Raw genomic sequence first — 16,413 nt, 5'->3', positions numbered from 1 at the left:
GAGTCCTGAAATGTCCGCTTCTCCGCTCCGCCTCGGCGTCAATATCGACCACGTCGCAACCGTGCGTAACGCGCGCGGCGGCCGCCATCCCGATCCGGTGCGTGCCGCGCTGCTGGCGATCGAGGCCGGCGCCGACGGCATCACCGCTCACTTGCGCGAGGATCGCCGCCACATCCGCGACGAGGACATGGCGCGGCTGAAGGCCGAGATCTCCAAGCCGCTCAATTTCGAGATGGCGGCGACCGACGACATGATGCGGATCTCGCTCGCGACCAAGCCGCACGCGGTGTGCCTCGTGCCGGAGCGCCGCCAGGAGGTGACGACCGAAGGCGGCCTCGACGTGGTCGGCCAGCACAATGCGCTCGCGCCCTACATCGCACGGCTGAACGATGCGGGCATCCGGGTCTCGCTGTTCATCGCCGCCGATCCCGCGCAGATCGAGATGGCGGCGCGGCTGAAGGCGCCCGTGATCGAGATCCACACCGGCGCCTGGTGCGACGCCGTCGTCGACGGTCATACCGACAAGGCCGAGGCGGAGTGGAAGCGGATCGTGGCGGGGGTGAAGCTGGCGAAGCAAGCCGGGCTCGAAATCCATGCCGGCCACGGGCTCGACTACGCGACGGCGGAGACGATCGCGGCGCTGCCGGAGATCATGGAGCTCAACATCGGCTACTACATGATCGGCGAGGCGCTGTTCGTCGGGCTCGCCGAGACGGTGCGCAGCATGCGCGCGGCGATGGACCGCGGCCGGAGCCGGGCATGATCATCGGCATCGGCTCCGACCTGATCGACATCACCCGCGTCGGCAAGGTGATCGAGCGCCATGGCGAGCGTTTCCTCGACCGCATCTTCACCGCGGCCGAGCGGGCCAAGGCGGAGCGGCGCGCCAAGAGCGAGAAGATGGTGGTTGCAACCTACGCCAAGCGCTTCGCGGCCAAGGAGGCCTGCTCGAAGGCGCTCGGCACCGGCATCCGGAACGGTGTCTGGTGGCGCGACATGGGGGTGGTCAACTTGCCGGGAGGGCGACCGACCATGCAGTTGACGGGCGGGGCGCTGGCCCGGCTCCAGGCCCTGACGCCCGAGGGGTTCGAGGCGAAAATCGACCTGTCGATCACCGACGACTGGCCGCTGGCGCAGGCCTTCGTCATCATTTCCGCCGTGCCGCTGGCCAAGCCCAGACCGGCAGCGGGCTGTTTTTATAATTCTCATTAAGAATCAATGTCTTATTCAGTTTTGATGCGATCCTTGATTGCGTGGCCCCTGACAACCGTCTAAAAGTCCGCGGACGCAAATCAGCCTGGGCGAATTCGGCTTTACGCCGGAATTGGCCCTCATTATCAGAATCAGGACAATCTCCTTGGGCCGCGAAGCGATGGGCTGTTCGCGGAAGGAGGGCGCTCTGTGACCGCCGGCCGGAATTGAGAGAGCAATGAGCGTGACTTCGGGAACGAAAACTGAAAGCGGCGTCGGCGAAACGATCCGCGTCGTGATCCATGCTCTCCTGATCGCGCTCGTGATCCGCACGTTCCTGTTCCAGCCGTTCAACATCCCGTCCGGTTCGATGAAGGCGACGCTGCTGGTCGGCGACTATCTGTTCGTCTCGAAATATTCCTACGGTTATAGCCACTACTCGATCCCGTTCTCGCCGCCGCTGTTCTCGGGGCGGATCTGGGGCTCGGACCCGAACCGCGGCGACATCGTCGTGTTCCGCCTGCCGAAGGACGACTCCACCGATTACATCAAGCGCGTCATCGGCCTTCCCGGCGACCGCATCCAGATGAAGGATGGGCTGCTCTACATCAACGACACTCCGGTCGAGCGGCAGCGCATGAGCGAATTTGTCGGCGAGGATCCTTGCGGCTCCGAGGGCGGGGGCATCTCGCGGGTGAAGCGCTGGAAGGAAACGCTGCCGAACGGCGTGTCCTATGAGACGCTGGACTGCGCCGACAACGGCTACATGGACAACACCAACGTCTACAACGTGCCGCCGGGCCATTTCTTCATGATGGGCGACAACCGTGACAACTCCACCGACAGCCGTTTCCTCGGCCAGGTCGGCTACGTGCCGCAGGAGAATTTGATCGGCCGCGCCCAGATGATCTTCTTCTCCATCGCCGAAGGCGAACATGCCTGGATGTTCTGGCGCTGGCCTTGGGCGGTGCGCTGGAACCGTTTCTTCAAAATCGTCCGATGAAAGACGAAGCCAAGGACATCCCGATCCAATCGACCGAGCCCGCGGCGGGCGCCGACGGCGAAGCTGCGACCAAGACGCTTGCGACCAAGACGCCTGAAGCCAAGAGACCTGAAAGCAAGACGCCTGCAAAGAAGAAGCGGGTGCGGAGCAGCAAGGCCAAGGCCTCGGATGCGAACGCGGCGCTCGAGGCGCGCATCGGCCACAGCTTTGCCGATCCGAATCTGCTGATGCAGGCGATCACGCATGTCTCGGCGCTGAAGTCGGGGCGCAAGCGCGGCGACAGCTATCAGCGGCTGGAATTCCTGGGCGACCATGTGCTGGGGCTCGTCGTCTCCGACATGCTCTATCACGCCTTCCCGAATGCTGATGAGGGCGAGCTGTCCAAGCGACTTGCCGAACTGGTGCGCAAGGAGAGCTGCGCCGACGTTGCCAAGTCGCTCGGTCTGCTCGACGACGTCAAGCTCGGTTCGGTCGGGCCGAGCGCCGATGCCCGCCTGCGCAAGAGCGTGCTCGGCGACATCTGCGAGGCCGTGATCGGCGCCGTCTTCCTCGACGGTGGCTACGCGGCGGCGGCGGAATTCGTCAGGCGCAACTGGACCGAACGGATGCACAAGCCGCGGCGTCCCTTGCGCGATCCCAAGACCGTGCTGCAGGAATGGGCGCAGGGGAAGGGGCTGCCGACGCCTGTCTACCGCGAGGTCGAGCGCACCGGCCCGCATCACGATCCGCAGTTCCGCGTCGCGGTGGATCTGCCGGGATTGGCGTCGGCCGAAGGCATCGGTGGCAGCAAGCGTGCAGCGGAGAAGGTGGCGGCCTCAGTGATGATCGAACGTGAAGGTGTTGGCGGCGGCAATGACGGCTGAAGCAAGCGGCGAAGCGCCCTCCGCAACGCGCTGCGGCTTCGTTGCGCTGATCGGCGCGCCGAATGTCGGAAAATCCACACTGGTCAATGCGCTGGTCGGGGCCAAGGTCACGATCGTCTCGCGCAAGGTGCAGACCACGCGCGCGCTGATCCGCGGCATCGTCATCGAGGACAACGCGCAGATCATCCTGGTCGACACGCCCGGCATCTTCCTGCCCAAGCGCAGGCTCGACCGTGCCATGGTCTCGACGGCCTGGAGCGGGGCCCACGACGCCGACCTCGTCTGCGTGCTGCTCGACGCCAAGGCCGGGATTGATGAAGAGGCCGAGGCGATCCTCACCAAGGTCGCCAGCGTCAAGCACGAGAAGATCCTGGTCATCAACAAGGTCGATCTGGTCCAGCGCGAGAAGCTGCTGGCGCTCGCGCAGGCCGCCAACGAGCGCATGGCCTTTGCAAAGACCTTCATGATCGCGGCGATCTCGGGCGACGGCGTCGACGACCTCAGGCATACGCTGGCCGAAATCGTGCCGCCGGGCCCGTTCCTCTACCCCGAAGACCAGATGTCGGACGCGCCGATGCGGCAGCTTGCGGCCGAGATCACGCGCGAGAAGATCTATCGCAAGCTGCACCAGGAATTGCCCTACCAATCCACGGTCGAGACCGACAAGTGGGAAGAGCGCAAGGACAAGTCGGTGCGCATCGAGCAGACGATCTTCGTCGAGCGCGAGAGCCAGCGCAAGATCGTGCTGGGCGCAGGCGGCGCCACCATCAAGTCGATCGGCGCGGACTCGCGCAAGGAGATCGGCGAGATCCTGGGCGTGCCGGTGCACCTGTTCCTGTTCGTCAAGGTGCGCGAAAACTGGGGCGACGATCCCGATCGCTATCGCGAGATGGGCCTGGAATTTCCCAAAGAATAACCAAGAAAAGATCGGTCACCGATGAGCGTACCCAGCAACGTCCGGCGCTTCGAAGCGCTGCTCTATGCGTCATTGATGCTGGATGCCCTGTCGGTCGCGGTGCAGGACCGCACGCCCAGTGCCGAGATGACCGAGCCGATGATCATGATGGCGACCCTGCTCGCCGGCGGCATGATCCTGCTGCTGGTCTATTTCGTCTGGTTGGCTGCGCGTTGGCGCAAGAACTGGCCGCGCTGGGTGCTGGCGGCGGCCCTCGTACTGTCCGTGATCTCGCTCGGCCAGATCATCGGCGAGAAGGGCCTGGAGCTCGACAGCGTCATCGAGATCGTCTCCTGCGTGCTGACCGCGATGGGGCTGTATTTCTCGTTCAGCGGCGACGCCCAGGGCTGGTTCAACGCCTAACGTCTTGCGCGATGCCGTAGGGTGGGCAAAGGCGCGCCCTTGCGCGCCGTGCCCACCATAATCGCGCTGCGGATCAAATTGGTGGGCACGCTTCGCTTTGCCCGTCCTACACTCACCTGAAATGCGATAAGCTCCGTTCCATGGAATGGACCGACGAAGGCATCGTGCTGGGCGTGCGGCGGCATGGCGAGAGCAGCGCCATCGTCGAGCTGCTGACGCGTGCGCACGGCCGGCATCTCGGCCTCGTGCGCGGTGGCGCCGGTTCGCGGATGCGGCCGCTCTTGCAGCCCGGCAACAGCGTCGGTGTGGTGTGGCGGGCGCGGCTCGACGAGCATCTCGGCACCTATGCGATTGAGGGCCTCAAGCTGCGCGCGGCGACGCTGCTGGGATCCTCCCACGGCGTCTATGGCGTCACCCATCTCGCCTCGATTGCGCGGCTGCTGCCGGAGCGCGATCCGCACGAAGACATCTTTGCGATGCTCGAACACTCGCTCGATGATTTCGACGATATCGGCAGTGCCGCTGTGCACCTCATCCATTTCGAGCTGGCGATGCTCGCCGAGCTCGGATTCGGGCTCGCGCTGGAAAACTGCGCGGTGACCGGCGAGACCACGGACCTGATCTATGTTTCGCCGAAATCCGGCGGCGCGGTGTCGCGCGGGGCCGGCGAACCGTGGCGCGACCGGCTGTTGCGCCTGCCGCCGTTCCTGCGTCGTGGCGAGGCCGCGAGCGACCTCACCGACCAGGATCTCCAGGACGGCTTCCGGCTCACCGGCCTGTTCCTGCTGCGCCATGTGCTGGAGCCCCGCGGCCAGGGCCATTCCGACGCGCGCGCCGGCTTCATCAATGCGCTGACGCGGCAGCAGGCGAAGGCGGCTATTCCGGCGCCATGACCTGAGGGCGCCTCTGCCTTGCCCGCGGGCATGATATTTCCCCGGAACGAAATCCCCCTGGCTGAATTGGCCCTCGCAGGGTTCCACAACGGGGACAGCCAAAAAATGTTGATCAAGGGATTCGCCGTGTCGGCGGCGTTGCTTGCGTTCGCGCCTGACGCCGCGGCTGGCGAGCCGCAACCGGGTGTCTTTCGCCGGGCATCCTGCACCGTGATCCGGTATTACGTGGCGAAATATTCCGCTGCGGCCGCAGAGAGTTGGGCGCGGTCCAAGGGGGCAACGGAGGCCGAAATCGAGGTCGCCCGGCGTTGCCTGACCAATGCGCCGGTCACCGCGCAAGCCAAGACCCAGCAGCCAGTGACCGCCGGCTGGGCAGGGCAATAGCCGCCCAGAGGGAACCAATCGATCCTTGCCCGATTCGCTTCCACGGTTTAACCGGGCGGCATGGGAAAACGATTGATTCCGCCGGAGGAACCGGCCGAAATTCACGAGGTGCCGCTGCGTGAGGCGCTGGAAGAGCGCTATCTCGCCTATGCGCTCTCCACCATCATGCACCGTGCGCTGCCGGATGCGCGCGACGGTCTGAAGCCGGTGCACCGGCGCATCCTCTACGGCATGCGCTTGCTCCGGCTCGACCCCGGCACGGCGTTCAAGAAATCCGCCAAGATCGTCGGCGACGTGATGGGCTCGTTCCATCCGCATGGCGACCAGGCGATCTACGACGCCATGGTACGCCTCGCGCAGGATTTCTCCTCGCGCTACCCGCTGGTCGACGGCCAAGGCAATTTTGGCAATATCGACGGCGATAACCCGGCTGCTTATCGCTACACCGAAGCGCGCATGACCGACGTCGCGCGGCTTCTGCTCGAGGGCATCGACGAGGACGGCGTCGAGTTCCGGCCCAACTACGACGGCCAGTCGAAAGAGCCGGTCGTGCTGCCCGGCGGCTTTCCGAACCTGCTTGCCAACGGCGCGCAAGGCATCGCGGTCGGCATGGCGACCTCGATCCCGCCGCACAACGCGGCCGAGCTCTGCGACGCCGCGCTGCACCTGATCGAGAAGCCCGACGCGAAATCCAAGGCGTTGCTGAAGTGGGTGAAGGGCCCGGATTTCCCGACCGGCGGCATCTGCGTCGATTCCAAGCAGGCGATCGCTGAAGCCTATGCGACCGGTCGCGGCTCGTTCCGTGTTCGCGCTCGATGGGAGCAGGAAGAGGGTACGCGCGGCACCTGGGTCGTCGTCGTCACCGAGATCCCCTTCCTGGTGCAGAAGTCGCGCCTGATCGAGAAGGTCGCCGAGCTGCTGGACCAGAAGAAGCTGCCGCTGGTCGGCGACATCAGGGACGAGTCGGCCGAAGACGTCCGCATCGTGATCGAGCCGAAGTCGAAGAACGTCGATCCCGCCCTGATGATGGAATCGTTGTTCCGGCTGACCGAGCTCGAAAACAAGATTCCGCTGAACCTCAACGTGCTGATCAAGGGCCGCATCCCCAAGGTCGTGGGGCTCGCGGAGTGCTTGCGCGAATGGCTCGACCATCTGCGCGACGTCCTGATCCGCCGGACCAACTTCCGCAAGACGCAGATCGAGCACCGGCTCGAAGTTCTGGGCGGTTTGTTGATCGCGTACTTGAACCTCGATGAGGTGATCAGGATCATCCGCACCGTGGACGAGCCGAAGCCGGCGCTGATCAAGGCGTTCAAGCTCACCGAGGTGCAGGCCGAAGCCATCCTCAACATGCGCCTGCGCAGCTTGCGCAAGCTCGAGGAAATGGAGATCCGCACCGAGGACAAGAACCTCCGCGCCGAGCTCAAGGGCATCAACGCGGTGCTCGCCTCGGAGCCGGAGCAGTGGAAGAAGGTCGGCGAGCAGGTCGGCAAGGTCCGCGACATGTTTGGACCGAAGACGCCCCTCGGCAAGCGTCGCACCACCTTTGCGGATGCGCCCGAGCACGACCTCGCCGCAATGGAAGAAGCCCTCGTCGAGCGCGAGCCGGTGACGGTCGTGGTCTCCGACAAGGGCTGGATCCGCACCATGAAGGGCCATGTCGAGGATCTCTCGGGGCTGGCCTTCAAGCAGGACGACAAGCTCGGTTTTGCCTTCTTTGCGGAGACGACCTCGAAGCTGCTGCTGTTCGCCACCAACGGCAAATTCTACTCGCTCGATGTCGCAAAGCTTCCGGGCGGTCGCGGTCACGGGGAGCCGATCCGTCTGTTCATCGACCTCGAGCAGGAGGCCGCTCCCGTTGCGCTGTTCGTCAACAAGGGCGGGCGTAAATTCCTGGTCGCGAGCCACGAGGGCCAGGGCTTCGTCGTCAACGAAGACGATTGCGTCGGCACGACCAAGAAGGGCAAGCAGGTCCTCAACGTCGACATGCCGAACGAGGCGCGCACGGTCACCGAGGTGATCGGGGACACAGTCGCGGTCATCGGCGAGAACCGCAAGATGCTGATCTTCCCGCTCGACCAGGTGCCGGAGATGGCCCGCGGTCGCGGCGTGCGCCTGCAGAAGTACAAGGACGGCGGCTTGTCCGATGTCGCCGTGTTCGAGGCCAAGGCGGGCCTGACCTGGAAGGACTCCGCCGGCCGCGAATTCTCCGCGACCATGAAGGAGCTCGCTGAGTGGCAAGGTACCCGTGCGGATGCCGGCCGCATGCCGCCGAAGGGTTTCCCGAAGTCGAACAAGTTCGGCAAGGTGATCGGGTAAGCAGGCTCGTGTCCCGGACGCGCTGCAGCGTGAAACGCTGCTGCGCAGAGCCGGGACGCCACAACACAGATGTCGTGCCCCGGCTTGACCGGGGCATCCAATACGCCGCGGCTTCTCGGTTTCATCACGCCCCTCTCTGGAATACTGGATCGCCCGCCGTCGCGGGCGATGACAGCGAGTGTGGCGCAAACGCGTGGCAGATAGGCGTGAGCGCATGAGTGCCTGCGTTGATCGGGCACGAACATTGCTTTTTCTTTGCCTGCAAATGAACTCTCAAGAAGAAGCAAAAGGCACAATGTTCAAACTGAAGGCTTTCATCCCCGCGCTGTTCGGGTTCGCGCTGGTCGCGGCGCCCGCGCATGCGGCGGGCAATCTCGTTGCAGTGCTCGAGGCGGAGATCGTCACGCTCGATCCGCATTTTTCCACGGCCTACATTTCGCGCACGTTTGGCTACATGGTGTTCGACACGCTCTTTGCGAAAGACTCCAAGGGCGACATCAAGCCGCAGATGGTGCAGGACTGGAAAGTCTCATCCGACGGATTGACCTATACGTTCACGCTGCGCGATGGCCTGAAATGGCATGACGGCCAGCCGGTCACGGCGGCCGACTGCGTGGCGTCGCTGCGCCGCTGGGGCACCCGCAGCGCGCTCGGCCGTCGCATCTTCGCGATCACGGCCTCGCTCGAGCCGACGGATGCGAAAACCTTCGTGCTGACGCTGAAGGAGCCGTCCGGCCTCGTGATCGATGCGCTCGGCAATCCCGTCAGCCCCGTCGCCTTCATGATGCCCGAGCGCATCGCGAAAACACCCGGCGACCAGCGCATCACGGAGATCATCGGCTCCGGCCCGTTCGTCTACAGCAAGGGCGATCACCGCACCGGCGATCGCATGATCCTGAAGAAATTCGCCGACTATGTGCCGCGCCCCGAGCCCGCCGATTTCCTCGCCGGCGGCAAGCGCGTCGGCATCGACACGCTCGAGATCCGTGTCATCCCGGATGGTGCGACCGCCGCGTCCGCGCTGCAGGCGGGCGAGGTCGACTTCATGCAATATGCGCCGTTCGATCTGTTGCCGCAGCTGGAAAAGAATTCCCGCGTCAAGCTGGTCAATTTCACCGGCGGCAACATGTTCGCCGGCGCCTATCGTCTCAACGCCGCATCGAAGCCGTTTGATGATCCGGAAATTCGCCGCGTGCTGTGGAAGCTGGTCGACCAGCGCGAGGTGCTGGATGCACTCGGGCTCGATGCCAAATACGCCGCTCCCTGCGCGACGTTCTTCACCTGCGGCACCACCTATGAGAGCAAGGCGGGCACGGAAGCGGCCGTGAAGACGTCGATTGAAGCGGCGAAAGCCGCGTTGAAGGCGACCAAATATGCCGGCGAGCCCGTTGTCGTCATGGAAGCCAACGACCTCGAAGCCCCGCGCGTCTCGGCGCAGGTGCTAGCTGAGCGGCTGAAGCAGGCCGGGTTCAACGTCGATCTCCAGGTGATGGACTGGGCGAGCGTGCTGGCGCGCCGCGCCAAGAAGGAGGGCTGGAGCGTCTATGGCGTCCACGCCGGCGGTTTTGATCTGGGCTCGCCGCTGACCAACGTCATGGTCGCCTTCAACTGCGCCGACTTCACCGGCTGGCAATGCGATGCGCGCATCACACCCTTGATGGAGGCCTTCGCCAAGGCGCCTGCCGAGGAGGATCGCAAGAAGATCGCCGGCGAGATTCAGAGCGTCATGTACGATCAGGCGCCCGCGATCCCGTGGGGCCAGTTCGCGCAGCCGGCGGCCTATCGCGCCACGCTGCGTGGTCTGATACCGTCCGCCATCCCGGTGTTCTGGAACGTTGAGAAGTAACGCGATGTACGATGTCATTGTTGTCGGCGGCGGCTCCGCCGGCGCCGCTGTTGCGGCACGGCTTTCCGAGGATCCCGCACGGCGTGTCCTGCTGCTCGAGGCGGGGCTGGACTGGCGCGCCGACGAGGCGCCCTGGGAGGTGATGACGCCCAATCCGATCCCGATCATCCACAGGCGCGAGTACCAGGAGAAATGGCAATGGCCCGATCTTTTGACGCGCCGGGTGGCTGGGCAGGAGCCGCGCTTCTACTGGCGCGGCAAGGGGCTTGGCGGCTCATCGATGATGAACGGCCAGATTGCCATCCGCGGCGTCGCCGACGCGTTCGACGAATGGGCCGCCGGTGGCTGCACCGGCTGGTCGGCCAAGGACGTGATGCCGCTGTTCTCGGTGATCGAGGATGATTTGGAATTTGGTGACGCCCCCGGCCATGGACGCGGCGGACCGCTGCCGGTCTATCGCGCTCCGCCCGAGAAGTGGGGCCCGATCGATCGCGGCCTGCGCGATGCGGCGCTGGCGAGCGGCTATCCCTGGTGCGCCGACCTCAACGGTCCTGATGGCGAGGGCGTCGCCTGCTATCCCATCAACAGCCGCGACAGCCGCCGCATCACGACCAACGAGGGATATCTCGAGCCGGCGCGCGGCCGGGCCAATCTCGAGATTCGCGGGCACGCGCTGGTCGATCGCGTGCTGATCAGCGACGGCCGGGCGACCGGCCTTCGGGTTCACATCGAAGGGCAGGGCAGCCACGAGATCAGCGCGCGCCAGATCGTGCTCTGCGCCGGCGCCATCCACAGTCCGGCGATCCTGCTGCGTTCGGGCATCGGACCGGCGGATGAGCTGAATGCGATGGGGATTGCGGTCGAGCGCGATCTGCCGGTCGGCCGCCACTTCTTCGACCACCCGCTGTTTCGCGCGACGATCCAGCTCCACGAAAACCTGCGGCCGACCGATCCGGACACCCGCCACACCAATTGCTGCGTGACCTATTCCTCCGGCCTCGCCGATGGCGGCAAGCGCGACATGATCCTGATCGCGTTCAACCACCGCGGCATCGGCGTGCCCGGAGCGATCGGCGCCGGCCTGTTCAACGCCTATTCGCGCGGCACGCTCAAGCTGGCTTCGACCGATCCGGCGATCGATCCCATCGTCGAGGAGAACATGCTCGCCGATCCCCGCGACATGCTGCGCATGATGGACGCGGTGAAACGACTGGCCGTGATCACCTCCCAGCCGGCGCTTTCAGGTATTGCCGACTGGATCAGGCTGACCGACACCGATCTGACGCTTCCGCAAGCTGCGGCGTTGCCGGATCACGAACTCGATGCGCTGCTGCGCCGTGAGACCGGAGACATCCAGCATGCCGCCGGCAGTTGCCGCATGAGCGGCGTTAACGACGCTGACGGCGTGGTCAACCCTGATGGTACGGTGAAAGGCATAAGCGGCCTGCGCGTGGCCGACGCCTCGATCATGCCGTCCGACTGCCGCGCCAACACCCACTTCACGACGGTGGTGATCGGCGAGGCGATTGCGCGGATGATGATGCGGTAGCGCTAGAAGTGATAGTTCACGCCTGCCGTCACGGCGTGAATGCGATCCTTCAGGCTGAAGATGTTGACGGTCGTGCCGGCCCCATTGCTCAGCAACGCGCTGTGGTCGCCGAAGTCGTAATAGTCGTACTCGAAAACCGCGGACCAATGCGGAGCGAACGCCCAGTCGACGCCGGTGCCGGCGGTCCAGCCGGTTCGGGTGCTGGCTCCGCTGGGATTGACGGGGACGCCACCAGCGGGCGTGAAGGCATCGTCAAGCTTTTCACGCGTCCAGGCGCCGCCGCCCCGGACGAACACCAGCCAGCGATCAGCGAACGCGTAGCCGAGCCGCGCGGTGGCCGAGGCCAGGAAGTCGTTGCTCATCGTGAACTGGCTGGGGACGACGACGCCGGTCACGAGGTTTCTGACGGTGCCGGCGTGCGAGTTGCGGAGGCTGCTCCAGGCCGCACGGCCTTCGGCACCCACGACCCATCTGGTCGCAAATTGATAGTCGCAGCCGACCTGTCCGCCCCCAACGAAGCCTGTTGAACTGAAGGAGACAGAGTTTCCAAGCGAGTTGGTGGTCCGGTCGTCGCTGACGACACCGCCGACGTGTGCGCCGACGTAGCAACCGGTCCAGGTGAAGGGGATGGGCGCGAGGGGAGGTGCCTCCACCGCCAGATCAGCCGCCAAGGCCGCGCTGGAAAATCCCAATGCCAAAAGCCCGCCCACCCAAGCGACCGCGAAACGCCCGATGTCAGTCCCCATTCCCGCCTGCGACAACTTGGCACTGTCTGCCAGAAATGCCGCTGCTCGGGAAAGTGCAATTCGCATGATGTGCACAATTTGGGGTAGAGCCGTGGCGCAAATGTCACGCTCGGATCCGATGCACGCGGCGAGCATGACGGCTCGTTGACGTCGATGCTGATTTTACCTGGTGCCATCGAAGGTGAACCACTTCACAGCGGTCACAGCGGGGTCGTGCTAGCATTCGACAGCGCTGGCTGACCCAGCACCATGGCCGGAGTTCGGCTCAAATTACGCCATGCCCGATAAGCGCTGGCGGTTCGCATTTTCAGACGCCGTTCCCGCAATGAAGGGAGGTCTGGCAATGAGCGACACTCCAAAACCCGTGCCCGCCGACGAGTCGGCTCAGGCGGACCTTGCAGATTCTGAAGCTCCGGCGCCCGCATCCGGATTCGCCAAACGGCTGGAATCGTTCTTCGAGGTGATTCCATTTCTTGGCGGCGTTTTCATCGTGGTCCTCAGCGTGGAGCCGCTCCGCAATTTCATCTGGGACTCACGCCAGGTGATCATCCCGATCGTGGTGTTCGCCGCTGTCGTCATCCCGACGATCTTGCTGATGCCGATCGGGCAGCGATGGCTGAGAGAGAGCAAGGCGTCCACACGTGCGGGGCTCTTCATATTCTTCATGCTAGTGCTGGTGTCGATCGTGGCCATTGTTGCCTCGCTCGGCAAATTCTACCAGTACACGGTGCTGCGCGGCGTGTTCTCGGCCGTGGTGTGCCTGCTGCCCGGCGCAATGTGGTATCTCTTCGTCGGAACGCGCAAGGCGAGCCTGCTGAACGAATACCTGGTCAATCTCGATCGTCTGGGGCTGTTGCGCCAGGTGCGGAACGAGGATGCGGCGATCCGGGGACGTCGCGTTCAGGGGTATCTTCAGAAGTTCGAAGCCATCTATGGCGAGCTTGCGCCGAACGTCTATGCGGATGTGCTGAGCGGCCGTCTCGGCAAATATTCAAGGGCGGATACCGGCGGCGTGACGACACTCTCGACTGCGACGGTCCCGGTCTTGCTCGCCACGGTGCTGATTTCGCTCGGCTGGTTTGTCACGCTGCCGCCGTATCAGGCCGACGTTGTCTTCACCGTGAGTCCGGGCGTGCAGGCACTGACGCCGTCGGGCACGCCGGTCCAGCTCGCGTTCCTCGGCGCCTATTTCTTCTCGCTCCAGATGCTGTTTCGCCGCTACGTCCTGGAGGATCTCGGTGGCAGCGCCTATGTCGCGGTGTCGCTGCGCATCATTCTGGCCGTCATCGGGATCTGGACCTTCACGGCTGTGTCTAGCGCGAACGACCATCTGCTTCTGCTCGCCGGCTTCGTCTTCGGCGTATTCCCGCGCGTGCTCTGGCAGGTCGTGGAGCAGATGTTCAAGAAGGCGGCGGGCCTCATCTTGCCGAGCATGGTCTCGCAATTGCCGATCAGCGATCTCGATGGTCTCACCGTCTGGCACGAGGTCAGGCTCGAGGAGGAGGACATCGAGAACGTCCCGAATATGGCGACTGCCGACATCGTCGAGCTCCTGCTCAACACGCGCCTTCCGCCGGAGCGGATCATCGACTGGACCGACCAGGCCATCCTCTACACGCAGCTTGGGCCGCAGCCCAAGCCGAAGGAAGGAGGCAGCGCACGCGAAAAGCTACGCACGCACGGTATCCGCACGGCGAGCTCGCTGCTGTGGGCTTCGTGGCAGGCGCGACTCCAGGGAAGGTCCGAGGAGTTCGATCGGATTTTGCAGGGGGCCGATGGCGCCAGCGCGATGCCGGCGCTGGAGGACTCGCTCCGCACCAATTCGAATCTCGATCTGATCGAGCAGTGGCGCGGCACCTGCGATGCCGCGCAGCGTCCCTCGGCGCAGCCGGGCGCGGAGCAACCGTCGCGCCTGCTCGAGCCGCGCGACGGAGAGTTCGACCCCGGTCGTGCGGCTGCCGCGGCCTAGATCAGGCCCACCAGCCTTAGCACCACGCCCGCGGCGCAGCTGCCGGCGAGCACGGTGAGCATGCCGAGCTTGAAGCGGAAGATCGCGGTCGCGGCCGCGATCGACAGCAGCAGCGCCGGGACGTCAACGCTCGTCAGCACCGGCCTGTCGAATGCGAACGGGAAAGCGTGCACCGGAACGGTCTCGCGGAACAGCGTGTGCAGCGCGAACCAGATCGAGAGGTTGAGGATCACGCCGACGACGGCGGCGGTGATCGCGCCGAGTGCGCCGGCGAGGCCCGTATTGCCGCGCAGGCGCTCGATGTAGGGGGCGCCGACGAAGATCCAGAGGAAGCAGGGGGTGAACGTGACCCAGGTCGCCAGCAATCCGCCGAGCGTCGCTGCAAGCATCGGCGACAGGCCGCTTGGATCGCGATAGGCGGCCATGAAGCCGACGAACTGAAGCACCATGATCAGCGGACCCGGCGTGGTCTCGGCCATGCCGAGACCGTCGAGCATCTCGTGCGGCTTCAGCCAGTGATAATGCTCGACCGCCTGCTGGGCCACATAGGCCAGCACGGCATAAGCGCCGCCGAACGTGACCAGCGCCATCTTCGAGAAGAACAGCGCGATCTGGCTGAACATGCTGGCCTGCCCGAGGATCAAAAGCAACGCAATCACCGGCACCAGCCAGAGCGCGAGCCAGAGCGCACCGACGCGGATCGCGCGCGCGGTGTTGGGGCGCACATGCTCGGGAACGGCTTCGCCGAGCATGCTGTCGATCACCGCGGTGCTGCCGCCGGGACCGTGAGCCGCCGGGGCAAACTCCGGACGGCCGGCCCGCGCGCCGACATATCCGATCACGCCGGCGGCGATGATGATGATCGGGAAGGGGACCGCGAAGAAGAAGATCGCGACGAAGGCGATTGCGGCGAGTGCAATCATGATGCGGTTCTTCAGCGCGCGCTTGCCGACGCGCACCACGGCTTCGAGGACGATGGTCAGCACGGCCGCCTTCAGCCCGAAGAACAGCGCCTCGACGAAGCTGACATTGCCGAAAGCCGCGTAGATGTAGCTGAGGCCCATGATGGCGATGATGCCGGGCAGGATGAAGAGCCCGCCCGCCATCAGGCCGCCGGCGGTGCGATGCATCAGCCAGCCGACATAGGTGGCCAGCTGCTGCGCCTCCGGTCCCGGCAAGAGCATGCAGTAGTTCAGCGCATGCAGGAATCGGCCTTCGGAGATCCAGTTCTTCTCCTCGACCAGGATGCGATGCATGACCGCGATCTGGCCCGCGGGCCCGCCAAAGCTCAGGCAGGCGACGCGAAGCCAGACTCGGAAGGCTTCACTGAAGCTGATGCCGTGACCGGCATCAGCTCCCGTTTGATTGGCGCGGGTGTCCATCACGCCTTCACCTTGTTGGTCGGCCAGTTGTGGGTCTCGGCCGTCGCGTCGCGGCACCAGCGGTAGAAGGCGTCGTAGAGCGTCATGCCGGCTTCGAGCTGTTCAAGATCGTCGTCGTACATTCGCGACAGCCCGAGCGAGGCCGCGAGCAGGCCGGGGGCTTCCGGCGCGAGGTCGGGCCGCGCGGTGTCGGCGCCACGGACCAGCGTGGCGAGCCGCAGCAGGGGCGGTGTTGCGATCCCGAACTCCTCGATCATCACGTCGAAGGTGCAGAGCTCGCCGCGGTGACTCCAGAACACGTTCTCGATGTCGAACGGCGCCGCGTTGAAACGCTCGCCCACGGCGACCACTTCAGAGGGCGCGACGAACAGGAACACCGCGTTGGGATCGACGAAGCGGCGGATCAACCAGGGGCAGGCGATGCGGTCGACCTTCGGCCGGGCCCGCGTCACCCAGACGGTGCGGCCCTTGGCGTCGCGCGGCGGCAGTTTTGCAGCATCGACCAGCGGCAGCTTTGCGTTCTTCCAGCCCTCGAAACCGCCTTCCAGCGTCTCGGCCTGCACGCCGAGCTGGCGCAGCCAGGCGGCCGTGCCCTGTGCGAGCTTTTCGCCGCGCAGGCAGGCGACGATGGCGGAACGGCCGGAGAATTCGCCGCCCCAGTCCGGAACGTTGCTGTGGCTGAACTTGATCGAGCCGGGGATCAGTCGCGGGTCTGCGGCAAAATCCTCGTCCGTGCGCACGTCAATCAGGGCAGGGGCGTTCGCCGTGCCGATCAGCCGTGCCAATTTGTCAGATGATATCGTTGTGTAGGAAGACATGATGCGCCCTCGTAGAAACAAACGGGACGCGATACTTGGGCTTGTCGCCTCGTGGGGAGATCGCTCAGTCCCCATGAGCGTCATTACAACGAAACCGCCCCGGGCTGTCAATCGGCTCGTTGACTTGATTTT

The 16,413-nt window shown here is 64.8% G+C and carries 15 protein-coding genes; 12 read left to right on the top strand and 3 right to left on the bottom strand.

The features are described from left to right. The first annotated feature begins 10 nt into the window (after nucleotides 1-10). The 11 genes from CT676_RS26865 to CT676_RS26815 all read left to right on the top strand — a co-directional run bounded on the left by CT676_RS26865 (nucleotide 11) and on the right by CT676_RS26815 (nucleotide 11,366). The gene (locus CT676_RS26865; protein ID WP_135215714.1) at nucleotides 11-763 is read left to right on the top strand and encodes a pyridoxine 5'-phosphate synthase; all 753 of its coding nucleotides are present in this window, start codon (nucleotides 11-13) and stop codon (nucleotides 761-763) included. Then, nucleotides 760-1,212: a holo-ACP synthase gene (gene acpS, locus CT676_RS26860; RefSeq protein WP_135215713.1), complete on the top strand. Its 453-nt coding sequence runs from the start codon at nucleotides 760-762 to the stop codon at nucleotides 1,210-1,212. The genes CT676_RS26865 and acpS overlap by 4 nt, the downstream gene beginning before the upstream one ends. Before the next feature lie 217 nt (nucleotides 1,213-1,429). Next, nucleotides 1,430-2,194: a signal peptidase I gene (lepB, locus tag CT676_RS26855; protein ID WP_014494746.1), complete on the top strand. Its 765-nt coding sequence runs from the start codon at nucleotides 1,430-1,432 to the stop codon at nucleotides 2,192-2,194. Next, nucleotides 2,191-3,057, top strand: coding sequence for a ribonuclease III (gene rnc, locus CT676_RS26850; protein WP_135215712.1), 867 nt, complete (start codon nucleotides 2,191-2,193; stop codon nucleotides 3,055-3,057). Before lepB ends, rnc begins: the two co-directional genes overlap by 4 nt. Next, nucleotides 3,047-3,973: a GTPase Era gene (gene era, locus CT676_RS26845; RefSeq protein ID WP_085399877.1), complete on the top strand. Its 927-nt coding sequence runs from the start codon at nucleotides 3,047-3,049 to the stop codon at nucleotides 3,971-3,973. The genes rnc and era overlap by 11 nt, the downstream gene beginning before the upstream one ends. 21 nt (nucleotides 3,974-3,994) lie before the next feature. Further along, nucleotides 3,995-4,375: a hypothetical protein gene (locus CT676_RS26840; RefSeq protein WP_135215711.1), complete on the top strand. Its 381-nt coding sequence runs from the start codon at nucleotides 3,995-3,997 to the stop codon at nucleotides 4,373-4,375. 140 nt (nucleotides 4,376-4,515) lie between these two features. After that, nucleotides 4,516-5,268: a DNA repair protein RecO gene (gene recO, locus CT676_RS26835; RefSeq protein ID WP_063982836.1), complete on the top strand. Its 753-nt coding sequence runs from the start codon at nucleotides 4,516-4,518 to the stop codon at nucleotides 5,266-5,268. 105 nt (nucleotides 5,269-5,373) lie between these two features. After that, nucleotides 5,374-5,652: a hypothetical protein gene (locus tag CT676_RS26830; protein WP_135215710.1), complete on the top strand. Its 279-nt coding sequence runs from the start codon at nucleotides 5,374-5,376 to the stop codon at nucleotides 5,650-5,652. A 60-nt stretch (nucleotides 5,653-5,712) separates the two neighbouring features. Then, a complete protein-coding gene (gene parC / locus CT676_RS26825) occupies nucleotides 5,713-7,971 on the top strand; it encodes a DNA topoisomerase IV subunit A (RefSeq protein WP_135215709.1) in 2,259 nt (752 codons plus the stop codon). 295 nt (nucleotides 7,972-8,266) lie between these two features. After that, the gene (locus CT676_RS26820) at nucleotides 8,267-9,817 is read left to right on the top strand and encodes an ABC transporter substrate-binding protein (protein WP_135215708.1); all 1,551 of its coding nucleotides are present in this window, start codon (nucleotides 8,267-8,269) and stop codon (nucleotides 9,815-9,817) included. A gap of 4 nt (nucleotides 9,818-9,821) precedes the next feature. Further along, nucleotides 9,822-11,366 carry a GMC family oxidoreductase N-terminal domain-containing protein gene (locus tag CT676_RS26815; protein WP_135215707.1) on the top strand — a complete coding sequence of 515 codons (1,545 nt, stop codon included), beginning with the start codon at nucleotides 9,822-9,824 and terminating at the stop codon, nucleotides 11,364-11,366. Between the two features lie 2 nt (nucleotides 11,367-11,368). Here CT676_RS26815 and CT676_RS26810 read toward each other — a convergent pair whose 3' ends face one another. Continuing rightward, nucleotides 11,369-12,247 (bottom strand): outer membrane beta-barrel protein, encoded by an 879-nt coding sequence (locus CT676_RS26810; RefSeq protein WP_244623276.1) that lies wholly within the window; start codon nucleotides 12,245-12,247, stop codon nucleotides 11,369-11,371. A gap of 208 nt (nucleotides 12,248-12,455) precedes the next feature. On the opposite strand from CT676_RS26810, the gene CT676_RS26805 reads away from it, so the two are divergent. Beyond that, nucleotides 12,456-14,081: a hypothetical protein gene (locus CT676_RS26805; protein ID WP_135215706.1), complete on the top strand. Its 1,626-nt coding sequence runs from the start codon at nucleotides 12,456-12,458 to the stop codon at nucleotides 14,079-14,081. Here CT676_RS26805 and chrA read toward each other — a convergent pair. Continuing rightward, entirely contained in the window at nucleotides 14,078-15,463 is a 1,386-nt protein-coding gene (gene chrA / locus CT676_RS26800) for a chromate efflux transporter (RefSeq protein ID WP_135215739.1), read from the bottom strand. The two genes, CT676_RS26805 and chrA, sit on opposite strands and share 4 nt — an antisense overlap. Continuing rightward, nucleotides 15,463-16,281 carry a chromate resistance protein ChrB domain-containing protein gene (locus CT676_RS26795; protein ID WP_135215705.1) on the bottom strand — a complete coding sequence of 273 codons (819 nt, stop codon included), beginning with the start codon at nucleotides 16,279-16,281 and terminating at the stop codon, nucleotides 15,463-15,465. The genes chrA and CT676_RS26795 overlap by 1 nt, the downstream gene beginning before the upstream one ends. Nucleotides 16,282-16,413: the final 132 nt, after the last annotated feature.

Origin of the sequence: Bradyrhizobium sp. MOS001 (genome assembly GCF_004634465.1) — a bacterium.
Taxonomy (GTDB): Bacteria; Pseudomonadota; Alphaproteobacteria; order Rhizobiales; family Xanthobacteraceae; genus Bradyrhizobium; species Bradyrhizobium barranii.
This window is presented reverse-complemented; position numbering and strand designations above follow the sequence as displayed.

Coding starts and splice junctions, on each gene's coding strand:
- parC (WP_135215709.1), top strand. CDS start 5,713: ATGGGAAAACGATTGATTCCGCCGGAGGAACCGGCCGAAATTCACGAG.
- CT676_RS26805 (WP_135215706.1), top strand. CDS start 12,456: ATGAGCGACACTCCAAAACCCGTGCCCGCCGACGAGTCGGCTCAGGCG.
- chrA (WP_135215739.1), bottom strand. CDS start 15,463: ATGGACACCCGCGCCAATCAAACGGGAGCTGATGCCGGTCACGGCATC.
- CT676_RS26840 (WP_135215711.1), top strand. CDS start 3,995: ATGAGCGTACCCAGCAACGTCCGGCGCTTCGAAGCGCTGCTCTATGCG.
- CT676_RS26795 (WP_135215705.1), bottom strand. CDS start 16,281: ATGTCTTCCTACACAACGATATCATCTGACAAATTGGCACGGCTGATC.
- CT676_RS26815 (WP_135215707.1), top strand. CDS start 9,822: ATGTACGATGTCATTGTTGTCGGCGGCGGCTCCGCCGGCGCCGCTGTT.
- rnc (WP_135215712.1), top strand. CDS start 2,191: ATGAAAGACGAAGCCAAGGACATCCCGATCCAATCGACCGAGCCCGCG.
- era (WP_085399877.1), top strand. CDS start 3,047: ATGACGGCTGAAGCAAGCGGCGAAGCGCCCTCCGCAACGCGCTGCGGC.
- CT676_RS26810 (WP_244623276.1), bottom strand. CDS start 12,247: ATGCTCGCCGCGTGCATCGGATCCGAGCGTGACATTTGCGCCACGGCT.
- recO (WP_063982836.1), top strand. CDS start 4,516: ATGGAATGGACCGACGAAGGCATCGTGCTGGGCGTGCGGCGGCATGGC.
- CT676_RS26865 (WP_135215714.1), top strand. CDS start 11: ATGTCCGCTTCTCCGCTCCGCCTCGGCGTCAATATCGACCACGTCGCA.
- CT676_RS26820 (WP_135215708.1), top strand. CDS start 8,267: ATGTTCAAACTGAAGGCTTTCATCCCCGCGCTGTTCGGGTTCGCGCTG.
- CT676_RS26830 (WP_135215710.1), top strand. CDS start 5,374: ATGTTGATCAAGGGATTCGCCGTGTCGGCGGCGTTGCTTGCGTTCGCG.
- lepB (WP_014494746.1), top strand. CDS start 1,430: ATGAGCGTGACTTCGGGAACGAAAACTGAAAGCGGCGTCGGCGAAACG.
- acpS (WP_135215713.1), top strand. CDS start 760: ATGATCATCGGCATCGGCTCCGACCTGATCGACATCACCCGCGTCGGC.